The 15,464-nt window shown below is 70.7% G+C and carries 14 protein-coding genes; 3 read left to right on the top strand and 11 right to left on the bottom strand.

The features are described from left to right. The first annotated feature begins 10 nt into the window (after positions 1–10). Complete coding sequence (locus tag ACFYMU_RS01830) at positions 11–385, top strand: hypothetical protein (protein ID WP_388366633.1); 375 nt, start codon at positions 11–13, stop codon at positions 383–385. Between the two features lie 7 nt (positions 386–392). On the opposite strand, the gene clpB is transcribed toward ACFYMU_RS01830, so the two are convergent. Next, positions 393–2,990, bottom strand: coding sequence for an ATP-dependent chaperone ClpB (gene clpB, locus ACFYMU_RS01825; protein ID WP_388366632.1), 2,598 nt, complete (start codon positions 2,988–2,990; stop codon positions 393–395). A 138-nt stretch (positions 2,991–3,128) separates the two neighbouring features. Here clpB and ACFYMU_RS01820 point away from each other — a divergent pair, with 138 nt between their 5' ends. Continuing rightward, positions 3,129–3,542 carry a pyridoxamine 5'-phosphate oxidase family protein gene (locus tag ACFYMU_RS01820; protein ID WP_388366630.1) on the top strand — a complete coding sequence of 138 codons (414 nt, stop codon included), beginning with the start codon at positions 3,129–3,131 and terminating at the stop codon, positions 3,540–3,542. A gap of 134 nt (positions 3,543–3,676) precedes the next feature. Here the strand turns inward: ACFYMU_RS01820 and ACFYMU_RS01815 are convergent, their stop codons facing one another. Both ACFYMU_RS01815 and ACFYMU_RS01810 read right to left on the bottom strand, forming a co-directional pair. Beyond that, positions 3,677–4,012, bottom strand: a complete 336-nt coding sequence (locus tag ACFYMU_RS01815; RefSeq protein ID WP_388366629.1) for a hypothetical protein — start codon at positions 4,010–4,012, stop codon at positions 3,677–3,679. Then, positions 4,009–4,221 (bottom strand): hypothetical protein, encoded by a 213-nt coding sequence (locus ACFYMU_RS01810; protein WP_388366627.1) that lies wholly within the window; start codon positions 4,219–4,221, stop codon positions 4,009–4,011. Before ACFYMU_RS01810 ends, ACFYMU_RS01815 begins: the two co-directional genes overlap by 4 nt. A 235-nt stretch (positions 4,222–4,456) precedes the next feature. Between ACFYMU_RS01810 and ACFYMU_RS01805 the strand changes: the two genes are divergently transcribed. Beyond that, positions 4,457–5,449, top strand: a complete 993-nt coding sequence (locus ACFYMU_RS01805; protein ID WP_388366626.1) for a helix-turn-helix transcriptional regulator — start codon at positions 4,457–4,459, stop codon at positions 5,447–5,449. A 416-nt stretch (positions 5,450–5,865) separates the two neighbouring features. Here ACFYMU_RS01805 and ACFYMU_RS01800 read toward each other — a convergent pair whose 3' ends face one another. The 8 genes from ACFYMU_RS01800 to ACFYMU_RS01765 form a co-directional block, all read right to left on the bottom strand. Next, a complete protein-coding gene (locus tag ACFYMU_RS01800) occupies positions 5,866–6,903 on the bottom strand; it encodes a LuxR C-terminal-related transcriptional regulator (RefSeq protein ID WP_388366625.1) in 1,038 nt (345 codons plus the stop codon). A gap of 398 nt (positions 6,904–7,301) precedes the next feature. Beyond that, positions 7,302–8,408 carry a sugar ABC transporter substrate-binding protein gene (locus tag ACFYMU_RS01795; RefSeq protein WP_388366624.1) on the bottom strand — a complete coding sequence of 369 codons (1,107 nt, stop codon included), beginning with the start codon at positions 8,406–8,408 and terminating at the stop codon, positions 7,302–7,304. A 365-nt stretch (positions 8,409–8,773) separates the two neighbouring features. Beyond that, on the bottom strand, positions 8,774–9,226 hold the full coding sequence (locus ACFYMU_RS01790) for a heat shock protein transcriptional repressor HspR (RefSeq protein ID WP_381084320.1): 453 nt from the start codon (positions 9,224–9,226) through the stop codon (positions 8,774–8,776). Between the two features lie 4 nt (positions 9,227–9,230). Beyond that, positions 9,231–10,412 (bottom strand): molecular chaperone DnaJ, encoded by a 1,182-nt coding sequence (gene dnaJ, locus ACFYMU_RS01785; RefSeq protein WP_388366622.1) that lies wholly within the window; start codon positions 10,410–10,412, stop codon positions 9,231–9,233. Positions 10,413–10,463: 51 nt separating this feature from the next. Continuing rightward, positions 10,464–11,123, bottom strand: coding sequence for a nucleotide exchange factor GrpE (gene grpE / locus ACFYMU_RS01780; protein WP_388366620.1), 660 nt, complete (start codon positions 11,121–11,123; stop codon positions 10,464–10,466). Continuing rightward, positions 11,120–12,958 (bottom strand): molecular chaperone DnaK, encoded by a 1,839-nt coding sequence (gene dnaK, locus ACFYMU_RS01775; protein ID WP_388366618.1) that lies wholly within the window; start codon positions 12,956–12,958, stop codon positions 11,120–11,122. Before dnaK ends, grpE begins: the two co-directional genes overlap by 4 nt. An 87-nt stretch (positions 12,959–13,045) precedes the next feature. Beyond that, entirely contained in the window at positions 13,046–13,687 is a 642-nt protein-coding gene (locus ACFYMU_RS01770) for a low molecular weight phosphatase family protein (protein ID WP_388366617.1), read from the bottom strand. Beyond that, positions 13,684–15,162 carry a polysaccharide biosynthesis tyrosine autokinase gene (locus tag ACFYMU_RS01765; RefSeq protein WP_388366615.1) on the bottom strand — a complete coding sequence of 493 codons (1,479 nt, stop codon included), beginning with the start codon at positions 15,160–15,162 and terminating at the stop codon, positions 13,684–13,686. Before ACFYMU_RS01765 ends, ACFYMU_RS01770 begins: the two co-directional genes overlap by 4 nt. Positions 15,163–15,464 lie beyond the last annotated feature (302 nt).

Raw genomic sequence — 15,464 nt, 5'->3', positions numbered from 1 at the left:
GGTGTGCCTGGTGGGGGCGGGGTGGGTGGTGTACGCGTATGTGCAGCACGGGGACGACGCGTTCGGCTCCGCCGAACGGGTCGACTGCGCCGAGGTCGTCGGCTTCGCACGCGCCGCGCCACCCGTCGGCACGAGCGACGAGGACTGCACGCTGGACGACGCGGCGGGCCGATCGTACGACGGCACCTGGCGGATGCCGCGCGCCGCGGTGGCCGACTGGCTGGAACGGTCGTATCCGGGCCTGCGGCCGTCGACGCCGTGCGGCACCGACCTGTGCATGCACCTGAGCGACGAGGCGTCGCCCGAGGCCGGCCAGGTGTGGCTGACGGTGGGATACGAGGACGGGCACACCGCCCTCGTATCCCTCCACGTCTCCTCGGTCTGACGCCCGGTCAGAGGGTCTTGCCGGTCGCCGGGCCCACGATCAGCCCGTCGCCGAACCGGTCGACGCGGACCGTGTCGCCGTCCTTGATCTCGCCGGCGAGGATCTCCTTGGCGAGACGGTCGCCGATGGCGGTCTGCACCAGGCGGCGCAGCGGCCGGGCGCCGTACGCCGGGTCCATGCCCTCGTCGGCCAGCCAGGCCAGGGCCTCGGGCGTGACCTCCAGGGTCAGGCGCCGCTCGGCCAGCCGCTGGGCCAGGCGGTCGATCTGGAGCCGCGCGATCCGGCTCAGCTCGTCCTTCGTGAGCGCCGAGAAGACCACCAGGTCGTCCAGCCGGTTGAGGAACTCCGGCTTGAAGGAGGCGCGGACCACCTCAAGGACCTGCTCCTTCTTCTCCTCCTCGCTGGTGATCGGGTCCACCAGGAACTGGCTGCCCAGGTTCGAGGTCAGCACCAGGATGGCGTTGCGGAAGTCGACCGTGCGGCCCTGACCGTCCGTCAGGCGGCCGTCGTCCAGCACCTGGAGCAGGATGTCGAAGACCTCCGGGTGGGCCTTCTCCACCTCGTCGAGGAGCACCACGCTGTACGGGCGTCGCCGCACGGCCTCGGTGAGCTGGCCGCCCTCCTCGTAGCCGATGTATCCAGGCGGGGCGCCGACCAGCCGGGCGACGCTGTGCTTCTCGCTGTACTCCGACATGTCGATGCGGACCATCGCCCGCTCGTCGTCGAAGAGGAAGTCGGCGAGCGCCTTGGCCAGTTCGGTCTTGCCGACGCCGGTGGGGCCGAGGAAGAGGAACGAGCCGGTCGGGCGGTCGGGGTCGGCGATGCCTGCCCGACTGCGGCGCACCGCGTCGGACACCGCGCGCACGGCCTCGGCCTGGCCGATGAGCCGCCTGCCGATCTCCTCCTCCATGCGCAGCAGCTTCTGCGTCTCGCCCTCCAGCAGGCGTCCGGCGGGGATGCCGGTCCAGGAGGCGACGACGTCCGCGATGTCGTCGGAGCCGACCTCCTCCTTCACCATGGTGTCCCTGGCGGCCTCCTCCTCTGCCTCGGAGGCGGCCTCCAGCTCCTTCTCCAGGCCCGGGATCTCGCCGTACAGCAGCTTGGAGGCGGTGTCGAAGTCGCCGTCGCGCTGGGCGCGCTCGGCCTGGCCGCGCAGGTCGTCGAGCCGTTCCTTCAGCTCACCGACGCGGTTGAGGGACTGCTTCTCCTTCTCCCAGCGGGCGGTCAGGCCGCGCAGTTCCTCCTCCTTGTCGGCGAGGTCACGGCGCAGCTTCTCCAGGCGCTCCTTGGACGCCTGGTCGGTCTCCTTGCTCAGCGCCAGCTCCTCCATCCGCAGCCGGTCGACGGCCCGCTGGAGTTCGTCGATCTCCACCGGGGACGAGTCGATCTCCATGCGCAGCCGGGAGGCCGCCTCGTCGACCAGGTCGATCGCCTTGTCGGGCAGGAAGCGGGAGGTGATGTAGCGGTCGGAGAGGGTGGCCGCGGCCACCAGCGCGCTGTCCGCGATCTGCACCTTGTGGTGGGCCTCGTAGCGGCCCTTCAGGCCGCGCAGGATCGCGATGGTGTCCTCGACGGTCGGCTCGGCCACCAGCACCTGCTGGAAGCGCCGCTCCAGGGCCGCGTCCTTCTCGATCCGCTCGCGGTACTCGTCGAGGGTCGTGGCCCCGACCATGCGCAGCTCACCGCGCGCCAGCATCGGCTTGAGCATGTTGCCGGCGTCCATGGCGGAGTCGCCGCCGGCCCCGGCCCCCACGACGGTGTGCAGCTCGTCGATGAAGGTGATGATCTGGCCGTCGGACTCCTTGATCTCGGCGAGGACGGTCTTCAGGCGCTCCTCGAACTCGCCGCGGTACTTCGCGCCCGCGACCATGGCGCCGAGGTCGAGTGCGACCAGCCGCTTGTCCTTGAGGGACTCGGGCACGTCGCCCTTCACGATCCGCTGGGCGAGCCCCTCGACGACGGCGGTCTTGCCGACGCCGGGCTCCCCGATGAGGACCGGGTTGTTCTTCGTGCGGCGGGACAGCACCTGCACCACGCGGCGGATCTCGTGGTCCCGGCCGATCACCGGGTCGAGCCTGCCCTCCCGCGCGGCGGCGGTGAAGTCGGTGCCGAACTTCTCGAGGGCCTTGTACTGGCCCTCCGGGTCCGGGGTCGTCACCCGGCGTCCTCCCCTGGTCTTCCGGAACGCGTCCAGCAGCTTCTTGGCGTCCGCACCCTGGCGGGCGAGCACCTCGCCGGCGGCGCCGCCCTTGGCGGCGATGCCGATGAGCAGGTGCTCGGTGGACAGGTACTCGTCACCGAGGTCCTTGGCGCGCTTGCTCGCGTCGGCGATCACGGCGAGCAGCTCGCGATTGGGCTGGGGCGGCGCGACGGTCGAACCGGTCACGCTGGGCAGACCGGCGAGCACGCGCTCGGTGCCGGCGCGCACGGACGCCTGGTCGGCGTCCACGGCGGCCAGCAGGTCGATGATGTTCTCGTTGTCCTGCCCCTCGAGCAGCGCGAGGAGCAGGTGGGCGGGGGTGAGATCCGGGTGCCCGTCGGACACGGCCCGCTGGGTGGCCGCGTTGATCGCGTCCCGGCTCCTGTTGGTCAGCTCGGCGTCCACGTTCGCCTTCTCCTCCTTGCGTCGGCCCGCGCTCAGCTGTCGTCGCTGTCGTCGACTCTGACTTGAGCAACGTACACAAAGTTGAGTCTATTCCACTCAAGGCGTCGAGCGGGAGAGGAAGCGGCTAAGTTCCGGGCCATGGCCACGCACTCCGTAGACCCGGGCTCGCCCGACGCCCCGTACCTCAGGTTCTGGCGGGAACGGCACCTGTGCACGCTGACGACCCTCCGCCCGGACGGGAGCCCGCACGTCGTACCGGTCGGCGTGACCTACGACCCCGGGACGCGACTGGCCCGGGTGATCGCCGACAGGGCGAGCGCCAAGGTGGGGCATGTGACGGCTGCGGGGCCGGACGGGGCACGGGTCGCGGTCTGCCAGGTGGACGGGCGCCGGTGGGCCACGCTGGAGGGCCGCGCGCACGTCTCCGCGGATCCGGAGCGGGTCGCGGAGGCGGAGCGGCGCTATGCCGAGCGCTACGGGCGGACACCACGCCCCAACCCGTCACGCGTGGTGATCGAGATCGCCCTCACGCGGGCGCTGGGGCACGGCTGATTCCAGCCACCCTCGAACAGGGGTGATACCGGGAGAAGTCCCGCAAAACTGCAGCGGCGTCACCGTGTTCAGGTCACGGTGACGCCGCTGCGGGGGGAAGCACCTGAGCGATCTGTTACGACGGGGGAATCGCGTCAGGCACTGCGGGGGGTGGCTGAGATAGTCCTCACTTCCGCGCTGTCCGGCTCGGCCAGCTGGTGGTCGCGCCGGTCCAGGTTCACAAAGATCATTCCGTATCGAATGGCGCACCGCACGGGCTGCGGCGCCCCCCGAGGCCGCCGCAGGAGCCGGTACGCCCGCACGTCCTCGTCCTCGTCACGGGTGACGACGACGGGCTCGCCGAACACGGTCACCATCAACGAGTCGCCGCTGTGCGGGACGGCGGTGACCAGGTCGATGAAGTGCCAGCCGGAGCGGTAGGCGGTGGCCATCTCGCGCCGGAAGGAACGGTCGTCGGGAGGAATCGTCATGCGTCTGCGTCCACGGGAAGAGCGTTCCAGCCGCTGTCCGCCGGGGCCGCCGCCTGCACGGCGTTCCAGCCGCTGTCCCCCTGCACGGTGTTCCAGCCGCTGTCCGCCGGCACGGCGTTCCAGCCACTGTCCACCGGTGCGGTGTTCCAGCCGCTGTCCGCCGGCACGGCCACACTCACGGCGTTCCAGCCGCTGTCCGACTGGACCACCGATCCGGTCTGCCCGGCATCAAGGACCGAGCCGCTCTGAGCACCGAGAACCACTGCGGCGGAGAAGACGGCTGCAAGCACTGAACCAAGCAATCTCGGTCGCATAGTCGGCTTCGTCCTCACTTGATGGAATCCTCTCCCCCGCAGCACAAGACGATGGCTTATTCAGGCACGTCAATGCCACAGGGGCGATGCATCATGTTCCTGCACGTTCAGGACCCTGGGGGGTGGAGAAATGGCCACACACAACTCAAACCCGACACATCCCCACGCTGTCACTGAGTTGTGCGACGACGGAGCGCGGCTTTACGCCAATGCGCTGCGCTCCGGGAGGATCACGCGTTCCGAGGTGGAACCGGCGCCGTGTCTGCTGGAGTTCGCGCTGCTGCATCCGGATCCGGACGACGCCAACTGGCTGCGACCGGTGCCTCCCTCGGTGGCGCTCGCCCAGCGACTGCACCCGCTGGAGCGCGAGATACAGGAACGCCGGCGCCAGACCATCGAACTGACCGAATCCTTCGACCCGTTCATCACCATCAGTACACAGAGCCCCCAGGCGAGCCTGCACTCGATCACCGTCCTTGAGGGCTTCGACCGGATCAACGCGGCGCTCAACTCGGCCACCGCGGAGTGCCGCTCCGAGATGCTGACGGTGCAACCGGGCGGCGGCCGCCCCACCGACACCCTCATGGAGGCCCTGGAGCGCGACCGGCCGCTCGCCGACCGCGGCGTCACCATCCGCACCCTGTACCAGCACACGGCCCGGCACAGCCAGAGCACCCTCGCCTACGTGGACCGCATCCGCTTCTCCGACGGCAAGATCCAGGTCCGCACGCTCGAGGAACTGATCGAGCGTCTGATCGTCTTCGACCGCACGGTCGCCTTCATCCCGGCCAGCGAGGACCGGCGCGTGGCCCTGGAACTGCGCCACCCCGGCCTGGTGCGGTATCTCGCCATGGTCTTCGAGCAGTTGTGGCAGCGTGCGGTGCCGCTGACCGAGGAGGTGCCCAACACCGTCGACCCCAACGGCATCACCGGCGTGCAGCGCTCGATCGCCAAGCTCCTCATCGAGGGCCACGTCGACGAGGCGATCGCCCGGCGCCTCGGCATGAACGTGCGCACCTGCCGGGCCCACATAGCCAAGATCGCGGCGGCCCTGGGCAGCGGAAGCCGCGCCCAACTGGGCTATCTCATCGCGCAGTCGGGAATCCTGGAGCGGGGCAATTGAATGGCGCGATCCGATCGGTTCCGATTCCACGAGGCAGGGTCCGGAGCCCGCGGCGGCGCCGGCCCGGAGAGCACCGGCCCGGAGAGCACCGGCCCGGAGGGCACCGGCCCGACCGCGTGGGTGGCGGGAGCCCCTGGGCGGCCGCCGTGGCCGCGGCGCGGATCCTGACGACCGTCGCGGGCCCACCGCGGACCCGGCGCGCGGGCCCCTCCCCGCAGCGGTCACGACGCGCGGGCTCCCGGCCCCGCAGAAGACGCGGCACGGGGCCCTGACGGCTGTCTCCGCGCCACGGCGGGGCACAACGCCCGCGCCTGCCCCCCGGCGGGCACAGCGCCGCCGGGAGACTCCCTCGCCCGCCACGGGAGGCCGCAGGGGTCCACGCTGCGCCCGGCGGGCCGGACGCCGGTCCGGGCGTCTCAGAGCTCGGTCGGGGACTCCGCGACACCCGGAGCGGTGACCGGGAGCAGTTCCGGGGCGTGCGGCGGCCCGTCCAGGCCCGCCTGGGCGATGCGGACCCCGAGCTGTGTACGGCTCGCCGCGCCCAGGGTCTCCGAAAGGCGGGCGATGTGCGCCCGGCAGGTCCGGACGCTGATGCCCAGGCGTTCGGCGACCACCGCGTCCTGGTGCCCCTCCGCGAGCAGCGCCGCGATCGAGCGCTCCCGGTGGGTGATGCCGTCGATGCCCGTCTCCGGGAGCGGCGAGGTGAGCGGGATCCCCAGGCGCCACAGCCGCTCGAAGACCGTCACCAGGTAGTCGATCACCGCGGGATGGCGCAGTTCCAGCGCGATCGTGCGGTCGGTGTTGGCGGGGATGAAGGCGACCGTGCGGTCGAAGAGGATCAGGCGCTCGGGCACCTCGTCGAGGGTGCGCGCCTCGGCGGCGTCGCCCATCAGCTCCATGTAGGTGTGCAGGCCCTGGCCGTGCCGGGCGACATGCGTGTACAGGTCCCGCATGCGCACCCCGCGCCGGCGCATCTCCAGCGCCCGGTGCAGGCCCTCGGACAGTTCGTCCTCCCGGCGGATGCCGCCCGGCTGCACCGTCAGGACCTCGGTGGTGCACCGCTCGGTCGCCTGGTCCATCGCGGCGCGGATCCGCGGCAGCCCGTCCAGCACGCGGATCGCCACCCCCTCCACGTGGCCCTGCTCGCGACCGCCGAGCCCGGCGTACCACTCGACCGCCGCCACCGTCGTGCCGACCCGCGCCTGGCTCGCGCTGACCTCCGCGTACACGCCCCGCAACAGCCGGGTCATGACCTCCTGCGGGGAGGTCGGCACCAGCCAGTCCATGTCGTCGGGGTCCGGGTGCAGCAGCGCCAGGTCGAGCAGGCAGGGCACCGGCTCGGCATCGGCCCGGGGCACCCGTCCCCGGCGTACGGCCCGGGAGTACACGCGGTTCCCGGCCTCGCAGAGCCGGTCAGCGCCGTGCGGATGCCCGTCCGTCCCGTGCCCGGCCATCTCCCACCCCTGGCTCCAACTCCTGGCTCCAGCGTCCCCGCGCCACGCGGCTCACCAGCGACGTCCATGCCGTGCGCCGGACGCGCGCCGTCCACGCCGCGCCCCACACGTCTTCGCAGCGCAACTATGCGCGGCCGTGCCCGCCTCCGCAACACGGGTCGACCGCCCCAACGCCCGCAATTCAGCCGCTCCGTGCCGGATCCTCCCCACCTCCGGAAGTTCCACTGCATCAAGCGGATGGGGGGGTTGGGGCCCGCAGGGCCCGTACACGGCGGCGCCCGCGACACGGAGTGGTCGCGGGCGGCGAGAAGTTGCACAAGGGAACGGCAAAGGGCGGGGTGGGCGGCGAGGGGCGGGCGGGCCGGTGGAGGGGAGGAGGACCCGCCCGCCCCGCGCCGCTACTTCAGGTCGATCGCCTGGCAGTCCGACTTGTACGCGGCGGTGCAGATGTCCTTCACGGTGTAGATCTCGTCCTGGATCACCGTGTCCTTGATGTTCTCCCTGGTCAGAGCGACCACGGGCACCAGCATGGCGGGAATCCTCTTCTGGGTCGGGCTGTCGACCTTGTCACGGGTCAGCGCGTCGAACTCGATCGAGCGGCCCTGGACCTTCGCCACCGCCATCTCCGCGGCGTTGCTCGCCTCCTGCGGATACGACTTGTAGACGCTCATGTACTGGTCCCCCGCGACGATCCGCTGCACCGCGGCGAGCTCCGCGTCCTGGCCGGTCACCGGCGGGACCTTGCTGATCCCCGCCTCCTTGAGTGCGTCGATGACGGCGCCGGCGATGCCGTCGTTCGCGGAGTAGACCGCGGCGATGTTGCTCAGCCCGACCGCCCGGATCGCCGCCGCCATGTTGGCCTTGGCCACTTCCGGCTTCCAGTCCGTGGTGTCGTACGTCTTGACGATGTTCACCTTGCCGCCGAGCTCGCCGAGGGCGCCCTGCTTGAACTGCGCCGCGTTGGGGTCGGTGACCGAGCCGTTCATCATGACGATCTTGCTGTACGACGCCTTCGAGCCGAGCGCCTCGACCAGGGAGCGGCCCTGCACCTGGCCGACCAGCTCGTTGTCGAAGGAGACGTAGGCGTCGATCGGACCCTGCGCGAGCCGGTCGTAGGCGATCACCGGGATGCCCGCGTCCTTGGCCTTCTTGACGCCCGGCGCGATGGCCTTGGCGTCCACCGCGTCCACGAGCAGCACGTCCACCTCGTCGGCGATCATCTGCTCGAGCTGCCTGCCCTGCTCGGCCGCGTCCGCGTCGGCGTTGGCGTACACCACCTTGCCCTCGCCGTGGGTCAGGGCCGTGACCTGCTTCTTGATGATGGGGTAATCGAACTTCTCGTAACGCGTGTTCTCCTTCTCGGGAAGAAGCAGACCCACCGTGATGTCGTTGCCCTTCTTCAACGTCACGGGGGTGCTGCCCGCGTCGACTCCGTCCATGGCGCCACACGCGGCGAGCGAGAGGGCCGACGCGGACGCGGCCAGGGCTATGGCGGTTCGACGCACAGCGGTTCTCCGAGGAGTACGAGTGTTCACATCAGGCGCCTTCCGGGCGGAGGGGCAGCTTTGAGACCCAGGTGGCTGAAAGCCAACGCGGCGGCGGTGGACCCGTCAAGAAGTAGGCGTTAACGAGATGGCAACGGCATTCCTGTGGAGGTCAAGTGAAGACAAAGGGCGCCATGTGCGCATGTGCCACCCGCACATCTTCGTGACCTGAAGACACCACCCCCGGCGCACAGCGGTACGCCACCCGTCGGCGACGATCCGTCACGGCGGCCCGTCCGGCGCCTCCCCGGCATCCCTTCATTCCGACAGCACACGGCAAAGGGCCCGGAGGTCGTCCGCCTCCGGGCCCTTGGGACGAGATGCCGTCAGTCCGTCTGCTGCTGCCGCTTCGGCCGCCACACCACCAGCGCGCTGGTCTGCTGGACCTCCTGGTACGGGACCAGGTCGCGGCGGTACGAGGCGTGCACCGCCGCCTCGCGCTGCCGCATCGCCGCGGCCGCGCCGTCCAGCGCGGCCTCCAGCTCCGCGACGCGGGACTGGAGCGCGGCGACCTGGTTCTCCAGTTCGATGATCCGCTTGATGCCGGCCAGGTTGATGCCCTCGTCCTGCGACAACTGCTGCACCTGACGGAGCAGTTCGATGTCGCGGGCCGAGTAGCGCCGGCCCCGGCCCGCCGTGCGGTCCGGGGACACGAGGCCGAGGCGGTCGTACTGGCGCAGCGTCTGCGGGTGCAGGCCGGAGAGCTGGGCCGCCACCGAGATGACGTAGACCGGGGTTTCCTCGGTCAGTTCGTACGGATTGCGTCGACGGCCGTCCATCTGGTCATGCTCCCTTCGCGGCCTGGAACAGCTCCGCCCGCGGGTCCTCCCCCGCGGTTGCCTCGCGATACGCCTCCAGCGCGTCACGAGCCTTCCCCGAAACGTCCCTGGGGACACTCACCTCGACCGTCACCAACAGGTCGCCGCGCGTGCCGTCCTTGCGGACCGCGCCCTTGCCGCGCGCACGCATGGTGCGCCCGTTGGGCGTGCCCGGAGGCAGCTTCAGTGTCACCGGGGGCCCGCCGAGCGTGGGCACCCGGATGTCCGCACCGAGCGCAGCCTCCGCGAACGTCACCGGCACGGTCACCGTCAGGTTGTCGCCCTTGCGGCCGAACACGGGATGCGCGTCCACGTGGACGACCACGTACAGGTCGCCGGCCGGGCCGCCCCGCTCACCGGGCGCGCCCTTGCCCCGCAGCCTGATGCGCTGGCCGTCCGTGACACCCGCGGGGATGCGGACCTGCATGGTCCGGGACGACTTCGCCCGGCCGCTGCCCTTGCACTCGGGGCACGGGTGCTCCGCGATCAGCCCGCGGCCCTTGCAGTCCGGGCAGGGGTCGGTCAGCGAGAAGCCGCCGCCCGAGCCGCGCGCCACCTGCCCGGTGCCGACGCAGGTCGGACACACGCGGGGTGTGCCGTTCTCGTCGCCGGTGCCCGAGCATGCCTTGCACGGCGCCTGCGAGGACATGCGCAGCGGCACGGTCGCGCCGTCCACCGCCTCCATGAAGCTCAGCGTGACCTCGGACTCGATGTCCTGGCCGCGCCGCGGCTGCGTCCGCGTGCCCGCGCCGCCGCCGCGGTTGAACAGGCCTCCGAAGACGTCGCCGAGACCGCCGCCGAAGCTTCCTCCGGCGGTGCCGCCCTGGCCGCCCTGGCCGCCGAAGAGGTCACCCAGGTCGAAGTTGAACGAGCCGCCGCCCGCCCCGGGGCCGGGGCGGAAGCCGCCGTTGCCGAAGAGGGCGCGGGCCTCGTCGTACTCCTTGCGCTTCTTGGGGTCGCCGAGGACGTCGTTCGCCTCGGAGATCTCCTTGAAACGCTCCTCCGCCTTGGCGTTGCCCTTGTTGGCGTCCGGGTGGAACTCGCGGGCGAGCTTCCGGTACGCCTTCTTGATCTCGGCCTCGGTGGCGTCCTTGGGGACGCCGAGGACCTTGTAGTAGTCCTTCTCGATGAAGTCCTTGGTGCTCATCCCCGACGTCCCTCCTTCCTCACGCCCGACCGGCGCACACCGGCGTGTACGTCAGCCCTCGTCCGGGCCACCGCTCTCCTTGTCCTCGCCCGCCTCGTCGCCCTCGTCGGCCTTGACCGTCTGAGCCCCCGGCTGCGGCTCCGCCACCGCCACCCGCGCGGGGCGGATGGTGCGCTCGCCGAACCGATACCCGGGCTGGAGAATCGCCACGCACGTCGTCTCCGTGACGTCCGGCGCGTACGAGTGCATCAGCGCCTCGTGGATCGTCGGGTCGAAGGGCTCGCCCTCCTTGCCGAACTGCTGCAGCCCCATCTTCGCCGCGACGGTCTCCAGCGACTCGGCGACGGACTTGAAGCCGCCGACGAGCTCGCCGTGGTCCCGCGCCCGGCCGATGTCGTCGAGCACGGGCAGGAGCTCGGTCAGGAGGTTCGCGATGGCGATCTCCTTGACCGCGATCCGGTCGCGCTCGACGCGGCGGCGGTAGTTCTGGAACTCGGCCTGGAGGCGCTGGAGGTCCGCCGTGCGCTCGCTCAGCGCCGTGCGCACCTGGTCCAGCTGTGCCACCAGACCCGCGGTCTGTGCGGTTGCGTCCCCCGCCGGGGCCGCCGCCTCCTCCGGAGAGGGGGAGGCGGCCTGCGGCTCGGCGTCATCAGGGGTGGCGCCGGAGGGGACGTCGGGCTTCTCCTCGAAGCCCGGGGTCTCCTCCGTCACGCGGCACCGTCCTTCCGCTCGTCGTCCACGATCTCGGCGTCGACCACGTCGTCGTCGGCCCGGGCCTCGGAGGCACCGGCACCGCCGGCGGCCTGGGCGGCCTGGGCGTCGGCGTACATGGCCTGGCCCAGCTTCTGCGAGACGGCCGCGACCTTCTCCGTGGCGGTGCGGATCTCGGCCGTGTCCTCGCCCTTCAGCTTCTCCTTCAGCTCCGCGACGGCGGCCTCGACCTCGGTCTTGATCTCGCCGGGGACCTTGTCCTCGTTGTCCTTGAGGAACTTCTCGGTCTGGTAGACGAGCTGCTCGCCCTGGTTGCGGGTCTCGGCGGCCTCGCGGCGGCGGTGGTCCTCCTCCGCGTACTGCTCGGCCTCATGCCGCATCCGGTCGACCTCGTCCTTCGGGAGCGAGGAGCCGCCGGTGACGGTCATCTTCTGCTCCTTGCCGGTGCCGAGGTCCTTCGCCGTGACGTGCATGATGCCGTTGGCGTCGATGTCGAAGGACACCTCGATCTGCGGCACGCCGCGCGGGGCCGGCGGCAGACCGGTCAGCTCGAACATGCCGAGCTTCTTGTTGTACGCCGCGATCTCGCGCTCGCCCTGGTAGACCTGGATCTGCACGGACGGCTGGTTGTCCTCGGCCGTGGTGAAGATCTCCGACCGCTTCGTCGGGATCGTCGTGTTCCGCTCGATCAGCTTGGTCATGATGCCGCCCTTGGTCTCGATACCGAGGGACAGCGGCGTCACGTCGAGCAGCAGGACGTCCTTGACCTCGCCCTTGAGGACACCGGCCTGGAGCGAGGCACCGATGGCGACGACCTCGTCCGGGTTGACGCCCTTGTTGGCCTCCTTGCCGCCGGTCAGCTCCTTGACGAGCTCGGCGACGGCGGGCATACGGGTCGAGCCACCGACGAGGACCACGTGGTCGATCTCGTTGATGGAGATGCCGGCGTCCTTGATGACGTTGTGGAACGGCGTCTTGCAGCGCTCCAGGAGGTCGGCCGTCAGCTGCTGGAACTGCGCCCGGGTGAGCTTCTCGTCCAGGTGCAGCGGGCCCTCGGCGGACGCGGTGATGTAGGGCAGGTTGATCGAGGTCTCGGTGGAGGAGGACAGCTCGATCTTGGCCTTCTCCGCGGCCTCACGGAGGCGCTGGAGGGCCATCTTGTCCTTGCCCAGGTCCACGCCGTGACCGGCGGCGAACTGCTTGACCAGGTAGTCGACGACGCGCTGGTCCCAGTCGTCACCACCGAGGTGGTTGTCACCGTTGGTGGCCTTCACCTCGACGACGCCGTCGCCGATCTCCAGGAGGGACACGTCGAAGGTGCCGCCACCGAGGTCGAAGACGAGGATGGTCTGGTCGTCCTTGTCGAGGCCGTAGGCCAGGGCGGCCGCGGTCGGCTCGTTGACGATGCGGAGCACGTTCAGACCGGCGATCTCGCCGGCCTCCTTCGTGGCCTGCCGCTCCGAGTCGTTGAAGTACGCGGGGACGGTGATGACGGCGTCGGTCACCTTCTCACCGAGGTACGCCTCCGCGTCCCGCTTCAGCTTCTGCAGGATGAAGGCGGAGATCTGCTGCGGGTTGAAGTCCTTCCCGTCCAGCTGGATCTTCCAGTCGGTGCCCATGTGGCGCTTCACGGACCGGATGGTCCGGTCCACGTTGGTGACCGCCTGGCGCTTGGCCACCTCACCCACCAGCACCTCGCCGTTCTTGGCGAAGGCGACGACGGACGGCGTGGTCCTGGCGCCCTCGGCGTTGGTGATGACGGTGGGCTCGCCGCCCTCCAGAACGCTGACGACGGAGTTAGTCGTGCCCAGGTCGATGCCGACCGCACGTGCCATTTCGATTCCTCCAGCTGACTTGAGTGGAACAGGCTCAAGGATGCCTGAGGGATCGGGTCGGCGTCAACAGAGCTGAGTCAGGGGGGCTCAACTTTGGTTCGGTGGCGCAGAGCAATCGAGGCGGGACGGTGGGTGAGTTCGGTCGGCGTCCAGCAACCGGGCGACCCTGCTCACCACCCCGTCGATCTCCAGGGCGCACCCGTGCAGCACGTCGGGTGGCATCCCCCAGGGATCGGGGATGTCGTCCTCCTCCGGGGGGACCGGAGCGGTGGTGCCCCGACGGGCCGCCGCGGCCGTCACCACCGTCTTCAGACGATCCACCGTGTTCCAACGTTCCGGAATGCCCGGACCTTCCCCGCCGGGCGCCCCGGCGTCCCCTCCTGCTCCGGCGGCGAGGCGCACGAACTCCTTCAGGGTGAAGCAGCGCCGCAACGCGACCGGCGCCAGGCGCACGGCCGCCTCCCGGTGCTCGCGGGCGAGCCCGAGCACCAGCGCCGCTCCCGTCACGAGCTGGGCGGTGAGCCGGCGCGACGCGAAGTCCGAGCCGTCACCACCCAGCTCCTCCAGCACGGCTCTGGTGGAGGGCTCCATACCCGGCCAGGGCCGCGCCTCCGTTCCGGCGCTCTCCGCCCGCACGGCCGAGCCGGGCGGCAGCCTCACGGCCAGCAGCCGCTCGGCGAGCGCCGAGCGGTGCACATTGCCGGTGCAGACGAACAGGACCCGGGTCATTTCCCTCCCGCGCCACGGGCCGCCGCGGCCGCGGCCGCGGCCGCCTCCTTCCGGACGGCGGCGGCGCGGGGAGCGGGCAGCTCGCCGTACCCGCCGTAGGCCCCGTAGGCCCCGTATCGGCCGCCCTTGGGAATCGGGGCCATGCTGAAGACGGTGCCGAGGACGCGGACGCCGACGCGCTCCAGGGATTCCGCGGCATGGCGCACCTGCTCCCGGCTGGTCTTCGCGGCGCGGACGACGAGCAGGGCGCCCTGGGTGAGCGACGCCAGCCCGACGGTGTCGGCGACGGGCAGCAGCGGCGCACTGTCGACGATCACAACTTCGTACAGGCCCGCCAGCTCACGGAGCACCTCCTCCATGCGGGCGGAGGCGAGCAGTTCCGTGGGGTTGGGCGGTACGGCACCGCTGGTGAGCACCGAGAGCCGGCCGCCGGCCTGCTGCATCACGTCCCGGATGCCGGCCTGCCCGATGAGCACCGTCGTCAGACCGGCGTCCTGGACGAGGCCGAAGGTCGAGGCCACGCACGGGCGGCGCAGGTCGGCGTCCACCAGGCAGGTGGAGATGCCGGCCTCGGCGAGCGACAGCGCGAGGTTCGCCGCGGTGTTGGTCTTGCCCTCGCCGGGCATCGAGCTCGTGACCACCATGACCCGCGGCCGGTCGTCGACCTGCGAGAACTGCAGGTTGGTGCGCAACTTGCGGAAGGCCTCGGCGCGCTTCGAGTGCCCGTCGGAACTGACGAGCGGGTGCCTGGGGGCACTCTTGTCGTACGGGATGGTGCCGAGGCCGGGCAGATCGGTGAGCTCGACCAGCGCCTCGCTCGTCTTGAGGGTCGTGTCGAGGGCCTCGCGCAGCACCACGATCCCGGCACCGAGCAACAAACCCACGAGGACTCCCGCGATCAGGTTCAGCAGGGGGCGCGGCGAGACCGGGGCGGCGGGGGCGACGGCTTCCTGGGTGATGCCCAGAGAGACGGGGGAGACCGGCGGGACGTCGACCGGGTGCTTCTTGCCGGGGCGGGTCGGCCCCGGCACGTGCTTGGGCGTTTCGAGCCTCTCGACGACCGTGCTGAACCGCTCCGCCACCGAGTTGGCGATCCGGGCCGCCCGCTCGGCTTCGGTGTCCCGGACGGTGATGTCGATGAGCACGGTGTTGAGCGGTGCCTCGGCGGTGATCCGGGACGCGAGCTGCTCCGGCGTGATGTGCAGCCCCAGCTCCTTCACCACCGGCTGCGTCACCTGACGGGTGGTCACGATCTCGGCGTACGACTGCACTCGCGCCTGCGAGAAGGTCTGCCCCTGGTTCAGCTGGGCGGTGTCCTCACCGGTGCGGGTGGCGACGAAGAGCTGCGTCCTGGCCTCGTAGACGGGGGTGCTCAGGCCCGTCATGGCGAGCGCCGCTCCGATCGCGAGAACCAGACAGACCACGACGGTCGGCCAGCGTCTGGCAAGAGCCTTCAGGAATCCGTGGAGATCCAAGCTGCACCCCTCATAGGACCGAGGGAACCACCCGAAATAGGCTGTTCTGTTCCCTGTGCGTGCAGCCGAAGATAGGGACTCACGCGCCCCAACCGGGGGAGCCACCCCACGGCGCCCCGTCGAACGACCCTGGCGACGCACATCGCCCCGTCACTCCGCCGGACCCACGGGTCGAGTGATCGGGGGGGCAGCGGCTCCCCCATCCGGTGCCTTCTGGGCGGCACCCCGCACCCGTTGTCCGTATGTCCCATTTATTCCATGTATCTAGATCTTGATACGGCTGACGCTGCGCAGCCTGACCG

The sequence above is a fragment of the Streptomyces sp. NPDC007264 genome (assembly GCF_042869095.1).
Taxonomy (GTDB): domain Bacteria; phylum Actinomycetota; class Actinomycetes; order Streptomycetales; family Streptomycetaceae; genus Streptomyces.
The sequence above is the reverse complement of the archived record's forward strand: the minus strand, read 5'-3'. Positions and strand labels throughout refer to the sequence as shown.